Origin of the sequence: Sphingomonas sp. NIC1, assembly GCF_001638925.1 — a bacterium.
GTDB classification, from domain to species: Bacteria; Pseudomonadota; Alphaproteobacteria; order Sphingomonadales; family Sphingomonadaceae; genus Sphingomonas; species Sphingomonas aquatilis.
The window spans coordinates 1,531,708-1,546,737 of the sequence record NZ_CP015521.1 but is presented as its reverse complement, the minus strand read 5'-3'; the positions used below and the strand labels follow the sequence as shown (position 1 = coordinate 1,546,737).

Genomic DNA, 15,030 nt, shown 5'->3' with positions numbered 1-15,030 from the left:
GGCCGTGCGGGGAAGAGACCTCCGCGGGATAGCCGCGATTGTAAGCACGTGCGCCGCCTGCGTGGCAAGCTTGAAGCCGCGGCGTCGCCATGCGAAGGCTTTATCGAACACGGCCGCTGACGGCCCTTGGCACCTTGATGGAGCGGTTGCGGCCAGGCGCATGGCAAATATCGTGCAGTTCGAAAATGTTGGGCTGCGGTACGGCACCGGGCAGGAAACGCTGTCCGATATCAGCTTCACGCTGACCAGCGGCGCCTTCTATTTCCTGACCGGGGCAAGCGGCGCCGGCAAGACCTCGCTGCTGAAGCTCCTGTATCTGGCGCAGCGCCCCAGCCGCGGCATCATCCGCCTGTTCGGCGAGGATGCGGTGACGATGCCGCGCGCGCGCCTGCCCGGATTTCGCCGCCGTATCGGCGTCGTCTTCCAGGATTTCCGGTTGGTCCCGCACCTGTCCGCCTGGGACAATATCGCGCTGCCCCTGCGCGTCGCAGGGGTGGAAGAATCCGACATCGAACAGCCGGTGCGCGAAATGCTCGCCTGGGTCGGGCTGGCCGACCGCGCCGGTGCGCGGCCCGCGACGCTGTCGGGCGGCGAGCAGCAGCGCGTCGCCATCGCCCGCGCGGTGATCGGCCGTCCCGAAGTGCTGGTGGCGGACGAACCGACCGGCAACGTCGATCCGGATATGGCCGATCGCCTGATCCATCTGTTCGAATCGCTCAACAAACTGGGCACCACCGTCGTCGTCGCCACGCACGACCTGCACCTGCTCAGCCGCGTCGCGGGCGCGCAGATGATGCGGCTCGACAAGGGGCAGCTGCTCGATCCCACCGGCTCGCTCCGCTACCCACCGACGCTGAAGGGGCTGGCATGAGCGCGGGCGGCACCAACCGCGCCGACCGCCGCGTGCTCGACGAAGCGGGCGGCTTTCGCGCGATGACGGGGGTGATGGCGATCATGCTGTTCCTCACCCTGCTCGCCGCCGCGCTCGGCCTCGGCACGCGCCAGTCGGCGACGGCGCTGGAGCGCCAGCTCGCTGGGCGACTGACGGTGCAGGTGGTCGATGGCAGCCCGGTCGCGCGCGACGCGGTCGCCGCACGGATCCTCGCCGTGCTACGCGCGCTGCCCGACGTGCGCCGCGCGGCGCCGGTGCCGCGCGCCGAGCTGATGCGCCTGCTCGAACCGTGGCTGGGGCGCAGCGACGCCGATCCCGACCTGCCCGTGCCCGCGATGATCGACGTCGACCTCGCCGACGGCGCCGACGCCGGCCGGATCGTCGCCGCGGTTCACGATATCAGCGCGACGGCGCGGATCGACCGGCACCAGCGCTGGATGTCGCCGGTCGGCAGCTTCCTCGACACGCTGACCTGGCTCGCGCTCGGCCTCGTGGCGCTGATGCTGGCGGCGACCGGCGCGGTCGTGGTGCTTGCCGCGCGTGCCGGGCTGGAGACGCATCGCGCGACGATCGAGGTGATGCACATGCTCGGCGCCACCGACGTGCAGGTCGCGCGCCTGTTCCAGCGCCGCCTCGCGCTCGATGCGGCGATCGGCGGGTTGGCGGGCAGCGTTGCCGCGCTCGCCATGCTGCTGTTCCTCGCCACGCGCGTCGCGGCGCTGGGATCGCAATTGCTCAGCGGCATCACCTTGTCCTTCAGCGACTGGGCATTGCTGGTCCTGCTGCCGATCGGATTCGTCCTGCTCGCGACCGTCATCGCGCGGGTGACGATCGTGGCCGCGCTGAGGCGCATCCTGTGACGGGGCGTCTGCTATGATCGTCCGGCTGATGGGGTTCGCCGCGCTCGGCTGGTGCCTGGGCTTTGCCGCCTTCATGCTGCTGCTGCCGCCACCGCTCACCGGCAACACCACCGATGCGATCGTCGTGCCGACCGGCGGCGCGGGGCGGATCGATCGCGGCATCGCGCTGCTGCAGGCCAGGCAGGCGCGGCGGATGCTCGTCACCGGCGTCGCGCCCGGCGTGCGGCCGATCGACCTTGCCCGCACCTATCACACCTCGCCAAAGCTCTTTGCCTGCTGCATCGATCTGGGTGCCGACGCCGTCGACACGCGTTCGAACGCCGAGGAAACCGCCGCCTGGGTGAAGACGCATGGCTATCGCACCGTCCGCCTCGTCACCTCCGACTGGCACGTGCCGCGCGCGCGGATGGAGTTGGCGGCAGTGCTGGGGCCGGGCGTCATCGTGATGGGCGATGGCGTGCCCAGCACGCCGCGGCTCGGCACGCTCGTCAACGAATATAACAAGCTGCTGCTGCGCCGCGTCGCGCTGTGGCTGGGGATCGGGGCATGAACCGCCTGCGCACGTTGCTGTTTTCGCTGTTCTTCTACGGCCTGTCGGTGCCGATCGTGCTGGCGGTTCCCGTGTCTGCGCTGTTCGGCCGGCGCGCAGTGATGCGGCACGCGCATCTCTGGGCGCGGATGCACCGGCTGCTCTATCGTACCATCATGGGCATCCGCGTCGTCGTGGAGGGGCAGCGCCCGGCAGGGCCCGTCTTCTACGCCGCCAAGCATCAGGCGATGTTCGAAACGCTGGAGCTGCAATTGCTGCTCGGCGGCCCGGCGATGGTCATCAAGCGCGAACTCAGCCGCATCCCGTTCTGGGGCTGGGCGGCGCTGCGATATGGCGGCATCGTCGCCGATCGCGAGGCGTCGGCGACCGCGCTGCGATCGATGATGCGCGATGCCAAGGCGCTGAAGGCGGAAGGCCGCTCGATCCTGATCTATCCCGAGGGCACGCGCGTCGCGCCGGGTGAGCGGCCGCCGCTGCAATCGGGTTTCGCCGGCCTCTACCGGGCGCTAGGCATGCCGTGCGTGCCGATCGCGCTGGACACGGGCCGCGTCTGGCCCCGGCACGGGCCCAAGCGCCCCGGCACGGTGACGATCCGCATCGGCGACGTCATCCCCGCCGGCCTGCCCCGCGACGAGATCGAGGCGCGTGTCCATACGGCGATCAACGTGCTGGACGCGTAGGATCGGGTTGCCGGCTACATCCCCCAACTCGTCATTGCTTCGCTACGCTCGCAATGACGGAGGATAGCTCCGTCTCATCCCGACAGAAACCGAAACGATAGGCCTCGAACGTTTCCGTTCAGGTGTTCATGGTGTCCACGTTGCCGTAAGCGGAACGCTCAGTGGCTCCGCCCGAAGTCCGGCTTGGCGTCGTCCTGCCCCTGTTCGATGATCGACCGTCGGATCGCGCGCGTCCGGGTGAACAGGTCGAACAACTGGTCGCCGTCGCCCCAGCGGATCGCGCGTTGCAGCATCGTCACGTCCTCGGTCAGCCGCTGCAGGATCTCCAGCACCGCCTCGCGATTGTTCAGGAACACGTCGCGCCACATCGTCGGGTCGGATGCGGCGATGCGGGTGAAGTCGCGGAAGCCGCCGGCCGAAAATTTGATGACCTCGCTCTGCGTCACCTCTTCCAGGTCGCTCGCGGTGCCGACGATCGAATAGGCGATCAGGTGCGGCACATGGCTGGTCACCGCCAGCACCAGGTCATGATGCTTGGGCGTCATCACCTCGACCTGCGCGCCGAGCGCCTCCCAGAACGCGCGCAGCCGCAGCGTCGGCGCCTCGGGCGTGCCCTCTTCCGGCGTCAGGATGCACCAGCGCCCGCGGAACAGCGTCGCAAAGCCCGCCTCGGGCCCGCTATGCTCGGTGCCGGCGACCGGATGCCCCGGCACGATCGTCGCATGCGGCAGCACGGCGCGCAGCGCGGCGAGCACGCTCTCCTTGGATCCGCCGACATCGCTGACGATCGCATCGGCGGGCAGGTCGTCGACGAACTCCGCCGCTACCGCACCCATCGCGCCGACCGGCACGCACAGCATCACGAGGTCGGCATCGATCACCGCCGCGCCCGCCGTGTCGGCGATATCGTCGGCGAGCTCGATCCGCTCCGCGATGCTGCGCACCTCGGGCGAGGCGTCGTAACCGGTGATCCGTACCGTCGGCATCGTGGCCCGCACCGCGCGCGCCACCGACGAGCCGATCAGCCCCAGCCCGATGATCGTGACGCGCGCGAAAGGCAGCATCAGCCCGCCTTTTCCACCTCGGCGCGCAGCACGTCCACCACGGCGCGCATTTCCTCTTCGGTGCCGATCGTGATGCGCAGGCCATGGGGCAGCCCCTGGCCGGGCAGCCAGCGCGTCGCATAGCCCGCCGCCATCAGCGCCTTGTACGCGTCTTCGGCGGTCAGCGTGCCCTCGAACAGCACGAGCACGAAATTGGCCTTGCTCGGCACCGCGCGCAGGCCCGGCAAGGCGTCGACCTGCTCGCTGAACCACCCGCGCCACTGGCGATTATGTTCGCGGCTGTGCGCGACGAAGGTCGCATCGTTCAGCGCCGCGGTCGCGGCGGCCTGCGCCCCGATGCTGAACGCGAAGGGCGCGCGGATGCGGTGCATCGCGTTGATGATCTCCGCCGACGCATAGCCCCAGCCCACCCGCTCGGACGCGAGGCCGAAGATCTTCGAGAAGGTGCGCGTCACCAGCACGTTGGACTGCGTGCGCGCCAGCTCCAGCCCGCCGTCGTCGTCCTCCGGCTCCAGATATTCGGTGTACGCCTGGTCGAGCACCAGCAGCACCGACTTGGGCAGCCCGGCGTGAAGCCGCGCGATCTCCTCGCGGGTGGAATAGGTGCCCGTCGGATTGTTGGGGTTGGCGACGAACACGACCTTGGTCTTGTCCGTCACCGCGGCCAGGATCGCATCGACATCGGTCGCATAGTCGCGATCGGCGACGATCACCGGCGTCGCGCCAACGCGCCGCGTCGCGATCTCATACACCGCAAAGCCGTAGCGGACGTGGATGATCTCGTCGCCCGGCCCGGCGAAGGTGCCGGCGGCCAGGTGCAACACCTCGTCCGATCCGGTGCCATAGATCAGTCGCTCCGCCTCGACGCCGTAATGGCTGGCGAGCGCGCCGCGCAGGTCGACCGCGGCGGCGTCGGGATAGCGCTCCAGATGCCCCGCCGCGTCGCGATACGCCGCCCGCGCGCCCTCGGGCGTACCGAACGGATTCTCGTTCGACGACAGCTTGACGACCTTGCGGCCGTCCTCACTGGTGGCGCGACCGGGGATGTAGGGGGCGATGCCCAGGATCCAGGGCTTCGGGGCGGGGGCGGTTGTGGTGTCCGACATGGCCGCGAGCCTTAGCGGGGCGGCGGCGACGTTGACAACTTGCTTCCACGCGCGCCCCGCCGTAGCGATGCGCCCATGAGCGAGGATATGCGGTTCGGCTGCGGGCGACAGGCGACGCTGCCGGGGCCGCTGCGCCTCGATGGCGGCACGTTGCTGTCGCCGGTCGAGATCGCCTACGAAACCTATGGCACGCTCGATCCCGATGGTGGCAATGCGATCCTGATCTGCCACGCGTTGACCGGCGATCAGCATGTCGCCTCGACGCATCCGCGCACCGGCAAGCCCGGCTGGTGGACGCGCCTCGTCGGTCCCGGCAAGCCGATCGACCCGGCGCGCGATTTCGTCATCTGTTCGAACGTCATCGGCAGCTGCATGGGCTCGTCCGGCCCGGCGAGCATCAATCCCGCGACGGGGCGCCCCTGGGGCATGGCCTTCCCGGTCATCACCATCCGCGACATGGTCCGTGCACAGGCCATGCTGCTCGACCATCTGGGCGTTGCACGGCTGAAGGCGGTGGTCGGCGGCTCGATGGGGGGCATGCAGGCGCTCAGCTGGGCGGCGACCTTCCCGGATCGCGTCGCCGCCGCGGTCGTCATCGCCTCGACCGCGCGCCACTCCGCGCAGAACATCGCTTTCCACGAGGTCGGCCGCCAGGCGATCATGGCCGATCCCAAATGGCGCGGCGGCGATTATTACGACGGCGATCCCCCCGCCGCCGGCCTCGCCGTCGCGCGCATGGCCGCGCACATCACCTATCTGTCCGAGGCGGGCCTCACCGAGAAATTCGGCCGCCGCCTGCAAGCCCGCCCGGGCAAGCAGGACGGCGCCAAGAGCTTCGGCTTCGACGCCGATTTCCAAGTCGAAAGCTATCTGCGCCATCAGGGCCTCGCCTTCGTCGACCGGTTCGACGCCAACAGCTACCTCTACATCACCCGCGCGCTCGACTATTTCGATTTGGCCGAGGAACATGGCGGCCTGCTCGCCAATGCCTTCCGAGGGCCGGCGACGCGCTTCTGCCTCGTCAGTTTCGATACCGACTGGCTGTATCCGACGCAGGAATCGCGCAACATCGTTGCTGCTTTGAACGCCGCCGGCGCACCGGTCAGCTTCGTCGAACTATCGAGCCCCTATGGCCACGACGCCTTCCTGCTTGACGCGCCGGAGATGAACCGCGTGATCGACGGTTTCCTGAAAGGCGGGCGATGATGGACCTTGGGATCGACCTCGATGACGACAAGGACCGGCTCGATATTGCGCGCATCCATGGCTGGCTCGCGTCGAGCTATTGGTCGCCGGGGATCGACCGGGCGTTGGTGGAACGCGCCATCGCCGGCTCGCACTGCCTGGGCGCTTACGCTGGCGGCGAGCAGGTGGGTTTCGCCCGTGCGATCACCGATCACGCGACCTTCGCCTGGATCGCCGACGTCTGGGTCGACGAAGCGGCGCGGGGGCAGGGGCTGGGGCGGCGCATGGTCGGCTGGTTCATCGATCATCCCGCCTTCGCCGGCATCCGCCGCATTGGCCTCGTCACCGCCGACGCGCATGGCGTGTACGAGGCGCTCGGCTTCCACGCGCTGCTCCGCCCCGATCGCTTTATGGAACGTCTGTCGCCCGCGGCCGCCGCGCTGTTGAAGACGGCGTCATGACGCTGCGCCCCGACCTCGCCGTCATCGCCGGCCATGTCGCGCAGGGATCGCGCGTGCTCGACATTGGCTGCGGCGACGGCGCGCTGATGGCGGCGCTGCGCGACCAGCGGGGCTGCGACGCGCGCGGGCTCGAGCTCGACGCGGGCAATGTCGCGGCGGCGGTGGGGCGCGGGCTGTCGGTGATCCAGGGCGACGCTGATATCGATCTCGCTGCCTATCCCGATCGCAGCTTCGACTATGCGATCCTCAGCCAGACGCTGCAGACCGCACGGGCACCTGACGTCGTGCTCGATCATCTGCTCCGCATTGGCCGGCGTGCGTTCGTCAGCTTCCCCAATTTCGCGCAATGGCGCATCCGCCTGTCGCTGCTGTGGGGTGGTCGGATGCCGGTGACGCGGCAATTGCCCGAACAATGGTATGACACCCCCAACATCCATCACGTCACGATCGACGACTTTCGTGCCTTCCTGAAAGCGCGCGGCGTGAGCGTGGAGGGGGCATGGTTTCTGTCGGGCGACCGGCAACGCAGTTCGGCAGCGGCCAACCTGTTGGCACAGCATGCGGTTTTTCTGTTGCGGCGTTGACGGCGTACGTCCGGATCGAACATAAACCCGGACGGTTCGGAACAAACCTATGTGAAAGCGGTTTCTCGGCTCCAAGCCAGGATGGATGATGACCAAAACCGCACTGATCGTCGAGGATGAGATTTTTGTCGCCCTCGACTTGGAGCGTATCCTGGTCGATGGCGGCTATCAGGTCGCCGGCATCGCCGCGGATGCGGAGAGCGCGTTGCAGGCGGCACCGGGTTGCGGCTTCGCCTTCGTCGACGTCAACCTGCGCGACGGGCCGACCGGCCCGCGTATCGCGGAACAGATCGCGCGCGATTATGGCGTGAAGGTCGTCTTCGTCACCGCCAATCCGGCACAGATCGATTGCGGACGTGACTGCGCGCTGGGCTATATCCGCAAACCATTCAGTGAATCGGCGATCCTCGCCGCGGCGGCTCTCGCGGCGGAGGGGCGGTCTCCCGCCGCCAACGACGATATCGTTTTGCTCGATTCGAGCCGTCAGGCCTAAGCGCGGTTCAGCGTCGCGATCGGCACGCGGACCGTTACGACCAGTCCTTCCGCCTTCCATTCGCGCGTCACCACCCCGCCCAGCTGCCGCACGGCGGACAGTTCGATCAGCTGGCTGCCGAAACCGTGCGGCCCATCCGGCGCGGCGACCGAGGGACCGCCGCGTTCGCTCCAGCACAGCACCACGTCCGCGTCGTCGCGCGCGACGGTGACATCGACGGCACCGTCCTCGCTCGACAGCGCGCCATATTTCATCGCGTTGGTGGCGAGTTCGTGGAACAGCAGCGCGAGCGGGGTGGCCGAGCGATCGTCGATCGTGACCGCATCGCCGCTGACCGTGATCGGCTGATAGCCCCCACGTCGATAGGGTTCGAACAACTCGCTGAGCAGGCCGTGCAGCGAATTCTGCTGCATCGCGGGTCGCGAATTGGGGCTGTGTGGCCGTACGAAATCATGGGCGCGCCCCAGCGCGATGATTCGGTCGCGCAGATCGGCGGCGGCCGGCGCGAACTCGGGCCGTGCGCGCGCCGCGAACGAGATCAGGCCGGAGATCACCGAGAAGATGTTCTTGATCCGGTGCGACAGCTCCTGGCTGATCAGTTCGCGCTCGTGCAGCGCCAGTTTCTGTTCGTGGATGTCGGTGCAGGTGCCGAACCAGCGCGTGATCTGCCCGTCCGTGTCGCGGATCGGCAGGGCCCGGCCCAAGACCCAGCGATAGGTGCCGTCGGCATGGCGCAGGCGATATTCGATCTGATACGGCGCGCCCGTTTCCAGCGAATGGCGCCATATCTCCCACGCGCGGGGCTGATCGTCGGGATGAAACATGTCGTTCCATCCCTCGCCATCGGTCGATCCGTCCGGCACGCCGGTGAATTCGTACCAGCGCGCATTGTAATAATCGTGGAAGCCGTCGGGCAGCGTCGACCACACCATCTGCGGCATGGTGTCGGCCAGCGTGCGGAAGCGATCCTCGCTGTCGGACAGGCGTTGGCGCGTGTCGCGATCGGTGCGGCGCCACGTGGCGGCATCGCGGCTGTCGCGCAGCCGGGCCATCACCGCCTCCGCCAGCGTTTCCAGCCCCTGTCGTTGCAGGGCGGTCAGTCCTTCAGGGCGTGGCCGGGTGTCGAGCACGCACAGCGAACCGAGCGGCACGCCATCGTCGGCGACCAAAGGTGCGCCGGCATAGAAGCGGATGTGCGCCTCGCCCGTCACCAGCGACATGGCCGAAAAGCGCGGATCGCGCGTCGCGTCCGGCACCACGGTGATGCCGCGTTCCATCATCGCGAGCGCACAGAAGGACGTGTCGCGCGGCGTTTCCGTCATGTCGACGCCGGTGTGCGACAGGAAGGTCTGGCGCGTCGCCTCGACCAGGCTGATCAGCGCGATCGGCGCGTCGCACAGGGCTGCGGCAAAGTCCGTGATCCGGGTGAGCGCGGCATCGTCGCGCAGCGACTGCGGGTCGTGCGCGGCGAGGGCTTCGGCCCGGCGCGTCTCGCTCGCCGGTTCACAGACGGGGGTCATCGCTGAACGACGGCTCAGAACGGTACGTCGTCGTCGAGATCGTCGGCGAAGCCGCCGCCCGGACCACCACTCTGCCCGCCGCCGAAGCCGCCGCGGCCGCCGCCGGATGCTCCACCAGACGAACCGCCACGGCTGCCGCCGCCGTAGCTGCCGCTCGACCCGCCGCCGAAGTCATCGCCGCCGCCCCAGTCGTTGCCGCCACCGCTACGGCCGCCGCCGCCGCCGCCGCCCTGGCCGCCGTTGGGACCGTCGAGCATGGTCAGCACGCTATTGAAGCCCTGCAGCACGATCTCGGTCGAATATTTGTCCTGACCGTTCTGGTCCTGCCATTTGCGGGTCTGGAGCTGGCCCTCGATATAGACCTTCGACCCCTTGCGCAGGAACCGCTCGGCGACGTTGGCGAGGCCTTCGTTGAAGATCGCGACCGAATGCCATTCGGTCTTTTCCTTGCGCTCGCCGGTGTTGCGGTCCTTCCACGATTCGGACGTGGCGATGCGCAGATTCACCACCTTGCCGCCGTTCTGGAAGCTGCGGCTTTCGGGGTCGCGCCCCAGGTTGCCGACCAGAATGACCTTGTTGACGCTGCCCGCCATGAAATGCCCCGAAAATGCCTAGAGGCCGGCGAATGTCGCCAGCCAGTATGTGAGTCCGGCCATGATGTAGGCGGCAGCGAACAAATAGCCAACCATGAACAGCGGCCACTTCCACCCGTTCGTCTCGCGCCGGGTCACGGCGATCGTGCTGATGCACTGCGGCGCGAAGACGAACCACATCAGGAAGGCGAGCGCGGTCGGCAGCGTCCAGCGGCCGCGGATCTGGTCGGTGATGCGGTCGGTGCCGCTGCCGTCCTTGTCGTCGATCGCATAGACCGTGCCGATCGCCGACACCGCGACCTCACGCGCCGCCATCGCCGGCAACAGCGCCAGCGCGATGTCGCGGTTGAAGCCGATCGGCTTGACGACATATTCGATGCCATGGCCGATGCGGCCGGCGACCGAATAGTCGACCGGACTGATCCCGCTGCCCTCGGGCGGCTTGGGGAAGCTGAGCAGCAGCCACAGCACCACGGTCGTCGCCGCGATGATCGTGCCCGCACGCTTCAGGAAGATCACCGCGCGCTGCCACAGCCCCAGCGCGACGTCGCGCATCCGCGGCATCTGATACTTCGGCATTTCCATCATGAAGCCCGATGAAGCGCCCTTGGTGACGGTACGCCGCAGGATCAGTGCCGCGACATAGGCGCCGGCGATGCCGGTGATGAGCAGCCCGAACATCACCACACCCTGCAACCGGACGAAGGGCAGCAGCGGCGTGTTGGGGATCATCGCGCCGATGATGAGGGTGTAGACCGGCCAGCGTGCGCTGCACGTCATCAGCGGCGCGATCAGGATGGTGGTCAACCGGTCCTTCTCGTCGTCAATCACGCGCGTCGCCATGATGCCGGGAACGGCGCAGGCGAAGCTCGACAGCAGCGGGATGAACGCGCGTCCCGACAGGCCGACGGTCGCCATCAACCGGTCCATCAGGAAGGCCGCGCGCACCATATAGCCCGACGATTCGAGTACGAGGATGAAGAGGAACAGGATCAGGATCTGCGGCAGGAAGACGATCACCGCGCCCACGCCGGCGATCAGCCCGTCGGTCAGCAGCGAGCGGACGAAGCCGTCGGGCATCGCGCTCTTGATCGTATCCTGCAGCGCGCCGAAGCCCGCATCGATCGCGTCGGCGGGCACGGTCGCCCAGGTGAACACCGCCTGGAACATCACGAATAGGATCGTCACCAGCAGCAGCGGCCCCGCAACGGGATGCAGCGCCACCGCGTCGAGCGCATGCGCCCAGCGTCGTCCCGCCGTCTCCGACACCGTCGCCGCCGCGGCGATCTGCCGCGCGCGGCGTTGCAGCGTCACGATATCGTCGTCGATGCTGCCATCCGATGGGCGCAGGCGCGTCGCCGCGCCGCCGACCAGAATCGATCCCAGCGCCGCCCGCAGGCCGTCCAGCCCGCGCTTGCGCACCGCGACGGTCGCGATCACCGGCACGCCCAGCTCGCGCTCCAGCACTGCCGCGTCGAGCGTCAGCCCGTCGCGTTCGGCAAGATCGACCATATTGAGCGCGACGACGACCGGCAGGCCCAGCGCGATCAGCTGCAAGGTGAAGCGCAGATGGTTGTCGAGATTGGCCGCGTCGACCACCACCACCAGCGCGTCGGGCAGGCGTTCCAGGCTGCTCGCGCCGGTGACGACGTCGCGCGTCACGCGTTCGTCGGGGCTGGAGGGTTCGAGGCTGTAAGCACCGGGCAGGTCGATCAGCTCGACCGGGCGACCATCGTCCAGCACCAGCCGGCCCGAATGGCGCTCGACGGTGACGCCGGGATAATTGCCGACCTTCTGCCGCGCGCCCGTCAGCGCGTTGAACAGCGCGCTCTTGCCGGCATTGGGATTGCCGACCAGCGCCACCAGCGGGGCTGCATGCACGGTCTGCGTCGGCTTATTCGGCGCCGGCCGGCAGCGCGACGTGGACGGCTCCCGCAACCGCGCGGCGCAGCGCGACGGTCATCCGCCCGATCCGGCAGGCGATCGGGCCGTTGCCCAGCGAGGCGCGGTGCAGCACCTCCACCGACACGCCCTCATCGAAACCCAGTTCGCGCAACCGCCGCGCCTCGGGCGCGGCGAGTCGCGCCCAGTCGATGCCCGCCACCGTCGCCGGCTGACGCCGGGGCAGCGAGACGAGATCGAGGGATGGCGTACGCGACATATCCATGCTGCGAGTGATTATCATTTACGCAGGGGCGAGTAAAGGGTGCGTCTCCGACCTATCGGGATGCGACGCGGCGCGCGGCCTACAGTCCGTCATCCCGGAACACGTCCGGGATGACGGAGTGCTCACACCACCGGATACCGTAGCCGCCCGACGAAGCGCGACAGGCTGGGCCGGTGCTCGTAGCGCTTGACGAACCCCGCCTTGGCCTTCTCGAACCGCATGATCCCGTCGATCCGCCGCGACAGAAACGCGCGCGTGTCGGCCTGCCCCTCGCTGTCGTCGTCCAGGAACACCGTGATCGTCGCGGTATAGACGCCGAGCAGGATCGTCCGCTTGGTGTAGTGATTGTAATCGGTCGCGGTATCGCCGGCCATGCGCCACATCGTATCGACGCTGCGCCAGCCGAGCTTCGCTGCCCGCGCGACATTCTGGGGCATGGCGAGGATGGTCAGCGCGCGGCGCAGCGCCTCACGATCGGGGGCCAAAGCGTCGAGCCGCGACTCGACCAGCCCCGCGATGCGTTCGCGAATCTTCATCGTCGCAAGGCGTTCGGGCGGCAGCGCGTCCGCCATCGCCGCATCGATATGCGCGAACCAGGCATCGATCATGTCGACCGCGCCGCCGGAAAAGGCGAGTCGTGCGACGTCGCGGTCGATCCCCGCCGCCTCGGCCGCCATATCGCGCGCGGCGTCGCCCCAGCCGTCGAATGCGGCGTTGGCGGCGATGCCGGGGGCGAGCGACACGCGAATCTCGTCGAGCGTCAGGTCGCTGGTGTCGATCGTATCCTGGGTCATGCCGCCATCTCCTGCGCCTGCGCGCGCGCCGGTGCAACCTCGGCGCGGCGTACCAATACCAGCGCCACCGCGACCAACGCCACGCCGATCCAATCGGCTCCCTGCAACCGCTCGCCATAGGCGATCCAGCCCACCGCGCCGGCGACGATCGGTTGGATCAGCAGCGCGATGCCGACGATCAGCGGCGACATGCGGCCCAGCGCATAGATCATGCAGCCCTGCCCGAAGACCTGGCTGACGAGGGCGAGGCCCAGCAGCGCGCTCCAATGCCCCGGCCACACGCGCTCGCCGAGCAATACCGCGAACACGAGCAGCGGCAGCGCCGTCGCGCAACTCGCCAGCGTCAGCGCCGGCAGCGGTCGCATCGTTTCGCGCACCTTGGCCATCATGATGAAATAGACGGTGTAGAGGATGCCAGCGACGATGCAGAGCAGATCGCCCGCCAGATTGCGCGGATCGACCTGGTACGACCGGCCCATCAACAGCCCGGCGCCGACCGCCGCGAGCAGCAACGCGATCCCCTGTCCGCGCGACGGCCAGGCGCGCGCCACCAGAAACCCGTATAGCGGATAGATCAGGATCGCCGAATTGCCGAACAGCGTCGCATTGGCCATCGTCGTGCGCACGATGCCGAGGTGCCAGCTTGCCAGATCGGCGGCGAAGGCGACCCCGCCGACCGCGATCAGCAGCCACAATCCGCCCGGCATCCGCACCGGCCGGGCGCCTGCCGCCAGCGACAGCGCGGCGAGGAACGGGATCGCCAGCGTGATCCGCCAAAACCCGGCTGCCACCGGCCCGACATCGGCCAACCGCACGAACCACGGCCCGAATGCGAGCGCGATATTGGCCAGGATCAGCGCGACGAAGCCCAGCGCGGGCGCGGTGTCCGTAGCGGCAACCGGAACCGTTGGCGCAGGCACAGTTTTTCTTGTGGGGTCGGGCCGATGCATGCCGCCCTGTAGCGCCCTATCTTCCCCGCGTCAGGCCACTAACGGAGCATCTATGCCGAGCCTTTTCGACCCCATCCAGCTGGGCGATATCCACGCCGCCAACCGCATCTTCATGTCGCCGCTGACCCGCGGCCGCTCGACCGACGGCCATGTGCCGACCGAGATCATGATCGACTATTACCGTCAGCGCGCCAGCGCCGGCCTCATCATCACCGAAGGCACCGGCGTCAGCCAGGAAGGGCTGGGCTGGCCCAACGCGCCGGGCCTGTGGACCGACGAGCAGGTCGAAGCATGGAAGCCGGTGACCGCGGCGGTGCATGAGGCGGGCGGCAAGATTGTCGCGCAGATCTGGCACATGGGCCGCCTGTCGCGCCCTGACGTGATCGGCATGACGCCGCTGTCGTCCTCGTCGACGCGCGCGCCCTATCACAAGGAGCCGAACCCCTATGGCGAGGCGCGCGCCGCGACGCTCGACGATATCGCCCGCGTGCAGGACGATTACGCGACGGCCGCACGCAATGCGATCCGTGCCGGCTTCGATGGCGTGCAGCTGCATGGCGCGAATGGCTATCTGATCGACCAGTTCCTGCGCGACGGCACCAACCATCGCGACGACGATTACGGCGGCAGCCCGGAAAACCGCATCCGCTTCATGCGCGAATCGGTGGCACGCGTCGCCGATGCGATCGGCGCAGGCCGCACCGGCATCCGCCTGTCGCCCAATGGCGAGACGCAGGGCGCTGACGACAGCGACCCCGCCAGCGTCTTCGTGCCCGCCGCGGCAGCGCTCGACGCGCTCGGCATCGCCTTCCTCGAACTGCGCGAACAGGGGCCCGACGGCACCTTCGGCAAGAGCGACGTGCCAAAGCTCAGCCCCGAAATCCGCAAGGTCTTCAAGGGGCCGCTGGTGCTGAACCAGGATTATGACGGCGCCAGCGCGCAGGCCGATCTGGATTCGGGCGTCGCGGATGCGATCGCCTTCGGTCGCAAATATATCGCCAACCCCGATCTGGTCGAACGCCTGCGCCAGGGCGCGTCGCTCAACCAGGACGACCCGAAGACCTGGTATAGCAAGGGCCGCGAGGGCTACACCGACTATCCCGCGCTGGAAACGCAGGACGCGTAATCCGC

Annotated in this window: 17 protein-coding genes; 9 read left to right on the top strand and 8 right to left on the bottom strand. The window is 68.3% G+C overall.

All coding sequences use genetic code 11. The features are described 5' to 3' along the window. Nucleotides 1–160: 160 nt before the first annotated feature. Genes ftsE through A7E77_RS07440 form a run of 4 tightly spaced genes read left to right on the top strand, consistent with a single transcriptional unit; the run spans nucleotide 161 to nucleotide 2,982 of the window. A complete protein-coding gene (ftsE, locus tag A7E77_RS07455; protein ID WP_017980485.1) occupies nucleotides 161–871 on the top strand; it encodes a cell division ATP-binding protein FtsE in 711 nt (236 codons plus the stop codon). Beyond that, nucleotides 868–1,752, top strand: a complete 885-nt coding sequence (locus tag A7E77_RS07450) for a cell division protein FtsX (RefSeq protein ID WP_063686998.1) — start codon at nucleotides 868–870, stop codon at nucleotides 1,750–1,752. Before ftsE ends, A7E77_RS07450 begins: the two co-directional genes overlap by 4 nt. Before the next feature lie 13 nt (nucleotides 1,753–1,765). Then, the gene (locus A7E77_RS07445; RefSeq protein WP_017980483.1) at nucleotides 1,766–2,302 is read left to right on the top strand and encodes a YdcF family protein; all 537 of its coding nucleotides are present in this window, start codon (nucleotides 1,766–1,768) and stop codon (nucleotides 2,300–2,302) included. Then, nucleotides 2,299–2,982, top strand: a complete 684-nt coding sequence (locus tag A7E77_RS07440) for a lysophospholipid acyltransferase family protein (protein ID WP_063686996.1) — start codon at nucleotides 2,299–2,301, stop codon at nucleotides 2,980–2,982. Before A7E77_RS07445 ends, A7E77_RS07440 begins: the two co-directional genes overlap by 4 nt. Before the next feature lie 158 nt (nucleotides 2,983–3,140). Here the strand turns inward: A7E77_RS07440 and A7E77_RS07435 are convergent, their stop codons facing one another. Beyond that, a complete protein-coding gene (locus A7E77_RS07435) occupies nucleotides 3,141–4,046 on the bottom strand; it encodes a prephenate/arogenate dehydrogenase family protein (RefSeq protein ID WP_063686994.1) in 906 nt (301 codons plus the stop codon). Then, nucleotides 4,046–5,152 carry a histidinol-phosphate transaminase gene (gene hisC, locus A7E77_RS07430; protein ID WP_063686992.1) on the bottom strand — a complete coding sequence of 369 codons (1,107 nt, stop codon included), beginning with the start codon at nucleotides 5,150–5,152 and terminating at the stop codon, nucleotides 4,046–4,048. The genes A7E77_RS07435 and hisC overlap by 1 nt, the downstream gene beginning before the upstream one ends. Nucleotides 5,153–5,227: 75 nt before the next feature. Here hisC and metX point away from each other — a divergent pair, with 75 nt between their 5' ends. From metX to A7E77_RS07410, 4 genes are all read left to right on the top strand, one after another. Continuing rightward, nucleotides 5,228–6,358, top strand: coding sequence for a homoserine O-acetyltransferase MetX (metX, locus tag A7E77_RS07425; RefSeq protein WP_063686990.1), 1,131 nt, complete (start codon nucleotides 5,228–5,230; stop codon nucleotides 6,356–6,358). Further along, nucleotides 6,358–6,798, top strand: a complete 441-nt coding sequence (locus A7E77_RS07420; protein WP_063686988.1) for a GNAT family N-acetyltransferase — start codon at nucleotides 6,358–6,360, stop codon at nucleotides 6,796–6,798. Before metX ends, A7E77_RS07420 begins: the two co-directional genes overlap by 1 nt. Next, complete coding sequence (metW, locus tag A7E77_RS07415; protein WP_063686986.1) at nucleotides 6,795–7,382, top strand: methionine biosynthesis protein MetW; 588 nt, start codon at nucleotides 6,795–6,797, stop codon at nucleotides 7,380–7,382. Before A7E77_RS07420 ends, metW begins: the two co-directional genes overlap by 4 nt. An 85-nt stretch (nucleotides 7,383–7,467) precedes the next feature. After that, nucleotides 7,468–7,875, top strand: coding sequence for a response regulator (locus A7E77_RS07410; RefSeq protein WP_017980476.1), 408 nt, complete (start codon nucleotides 7,468–7,470; stop codon nucleotides 7,873–7,875). Here the strand turns inward: A7E77_RS07410 and A7E77_RS07405 are convergent. The 6 genes from A7E77_RS07405 to A7E77_RS07380 all read right to left on the bottom strand — a co-directional run bounded on the left by A7E77_RS07405 (nucleotide 7,872) and on the right by A7E77_RS07380 (nucleotide 13,899). Next, complete coding sequence (locus A7E77_RS07405) at nucleotides 7,872–9,395, bottom strand: sensor histidine kinase (RefSeq protein ID WP_063686984.1); 1,524 nt, start codon at nucleotides 9,393–9,395, stop codon at nucleotides 7,872–7,874. The two genes, A7E77_RS07410 and A7E77_RS07405, sit on opposite strands and share 4 nt — an antisense overlap. Before the next feature lie 14 nt (nucleotides 9,396–9,409). After that, nucleotides 9,410–9,988 carry a single-stranded DNA-binding protein gene (gene ssb, locus A7E77_RS07400; protein ID WP_063686982.1) on the bottom strand — a complete coding sequence of 193 codons (579 nt, stop codon included), beginning with the start codon at nucleotides 9,986–9,988 and terminating at the stop codon, nucleotides 9,410–9,412. Between the two features lie 18 nt (nucleotides 9,989–10,006). Next, entirely contained in the window at nucleotides 10,007–11,869 is a 1,863-nt protein-coding gene (gene feoB / locus A7E77_RS07395) for a ferrous iron transporter B (RefSeq protein ID WP_192930028.1), read from the bottom strand. A 13-nt stretch (nucleotides 11,870–11,882) separates the two neighbouring features. Further along, nucleotides 11,883–12,155: a FeoA family protein gene (locus tag A7E77_RS07390; RefSeq protein ID WP_063686980.1), complete on the bottom strand. Its 273-nt coding sequence runs from the start codon at nucleotides 12,153–12,155 to the stop codon at nucleotides 11,883–11,885. Nucleotides 12,156–12,277: 122 nt separating this feature from the next. Further along, a complete protein-coding gene (locus A7E77_RS07385; RefSeq protein WP_063686978.1) occupies nucleotides 12,278–12,949 on the bottom strand; it encodes a COQ9 family protein in 672 nt (223 codons plus the stop codon). Then, nucleotides 12,946–13,899, bottom strand: coding sequence for a DMT family transporter (locus tag A7E77_RS07380; protein ID WP_078462246.1), 954 nt, complete (start codon nucleotides 13,897–13,899; stop codon nucleotides 12,946–12,948). Before A7E77_RS07380 ends, A7E77_RS07385 begins: the two co-directional genes overlap by 4 nt. A 52-nt stretch (nucleotides 13,900–13,951) precedes the next feature. Here A7E77_RS07380 and A7E77_RS07375 point away from each other — a divergent pair, with 52 nt between their 5' ends. Beyond that, nucleotides 13,952–15,025 (top strand): alkene reductase, encoded by a 1,074-nt coding sequence (locus A7E77_RS07375; protein ID WP_063686976.1) that lies wholly within the window; start codon nucleotides 13,952–13,954, stop codon nucleotides 15,023–15,025. Nucleotides 15,026–15,030: the final 5 nt, after the last annotated feature.

Coding starts and splice junctions, on each gene's coding strand:
- ftsE (WP_017980485.1), top strand. CDS start 161: ATGGCAAATATCGTGCAGTTCGAAAATGTTGGGCTGCGGTACGGCACC.
- A7E77_RS07450 (WP_063686998.1), top strand. CDS start 868: ATGAGCGCGGGCGGCACCAACCGCGCCGACCGCCGCGTGCTCGACGAA.
- A7E77_RS07445 (WP_017980483.1), top strand. CDS start 1,766: ATGATCGTCCGGCTGATGGGGTTCGCCGCGCTCGGCTGGTGCCTGGGC.
- A7E77_RS07440 (WP_063686996.1), top strand. CDS start 2,299: ATGAACCGCCTGCGCACGTTGCTGTTTTCGCTGTTCTTCTACGGCCTG.
- A7E77_RS07435 (WP_063686994.1), bottom strand. CDS start 4,046: ATGCTGCCTTTCGCGCGCGTCACGATCATCGGGCTGGGGCTGATCGGC.
- hisC (WP_063686992.1), bottom strand. CDS start 5,152: ATGTCGGACACCACAACCGCCCCCGCCCCGAAGCCCTGGATCCTGGGC.
- metX (WP_063686990.1), top strand. CDS start 5,228: ATGAGCGAGGATATGCGGTTCGGCTGCGGGCGACAGGCGACGCTGCCG.
- A7E77_RS07420 (WP_063686988.1), top strand. CDS start 6,358: ATGGACCTTGGGATCGACCTCGATGACGACAAGGACCGGCTCGATATT.
- metW (WP_063686986.1), top strand. CDS start 6,795: ATGACGCTGCGCCCCGACCTCGCCGTCATCGCCGGCCATGTCGCGCAG.
- A7E77_RS07410 (WP_017980476.1), top strand. CDS start 7,468: ATGATGACCAAAACCGCACTGATCGTCGAGGATGAGATTTTTGTCGCC.
- A7E77_RS07405 (WP_063686984.1), bottom strand. CDS start 9,395: ATGACCCCCGTCTGTGAACCGGCGAGCGAGACGCGCCGGGCCGAAGCC.
- ssb (WP_063686982.1), bottom strand. CDS start 9,988: ATGGCGGGCAGCGTCAACAAGGTCATTCTGGTCGGCAACCTGGGGCGC.
- A7E77_RS07390 (WP_063686980.1), bottom strand. CDS start 12,155: ATGGATATGTCGCGTACGCCATCCCTCGATCTCGTCTCGCTGCCCCGG.
- A7E77_RS07385 (WP_063686978.1), bottom strand. CDS start 12,949: ATGACCCAGGATACGATCGACACCAGCGACCTGACGCTCGACGAGATT.
- A7E77_RS07380 (WP_078462246.1), bottom strand. CDS start 13,899: ATGCATCGGCCCGACCCCACAAGAAAAACTGTGCCTGCGCCAACGGTT.
- A7E77_RS07375 (WP_063686976.1), top strand. CDS start 13,952: ATGCCGAGCCTTTTCGACCCCATCCAGCTGGGCGATATCCACGCCGCC.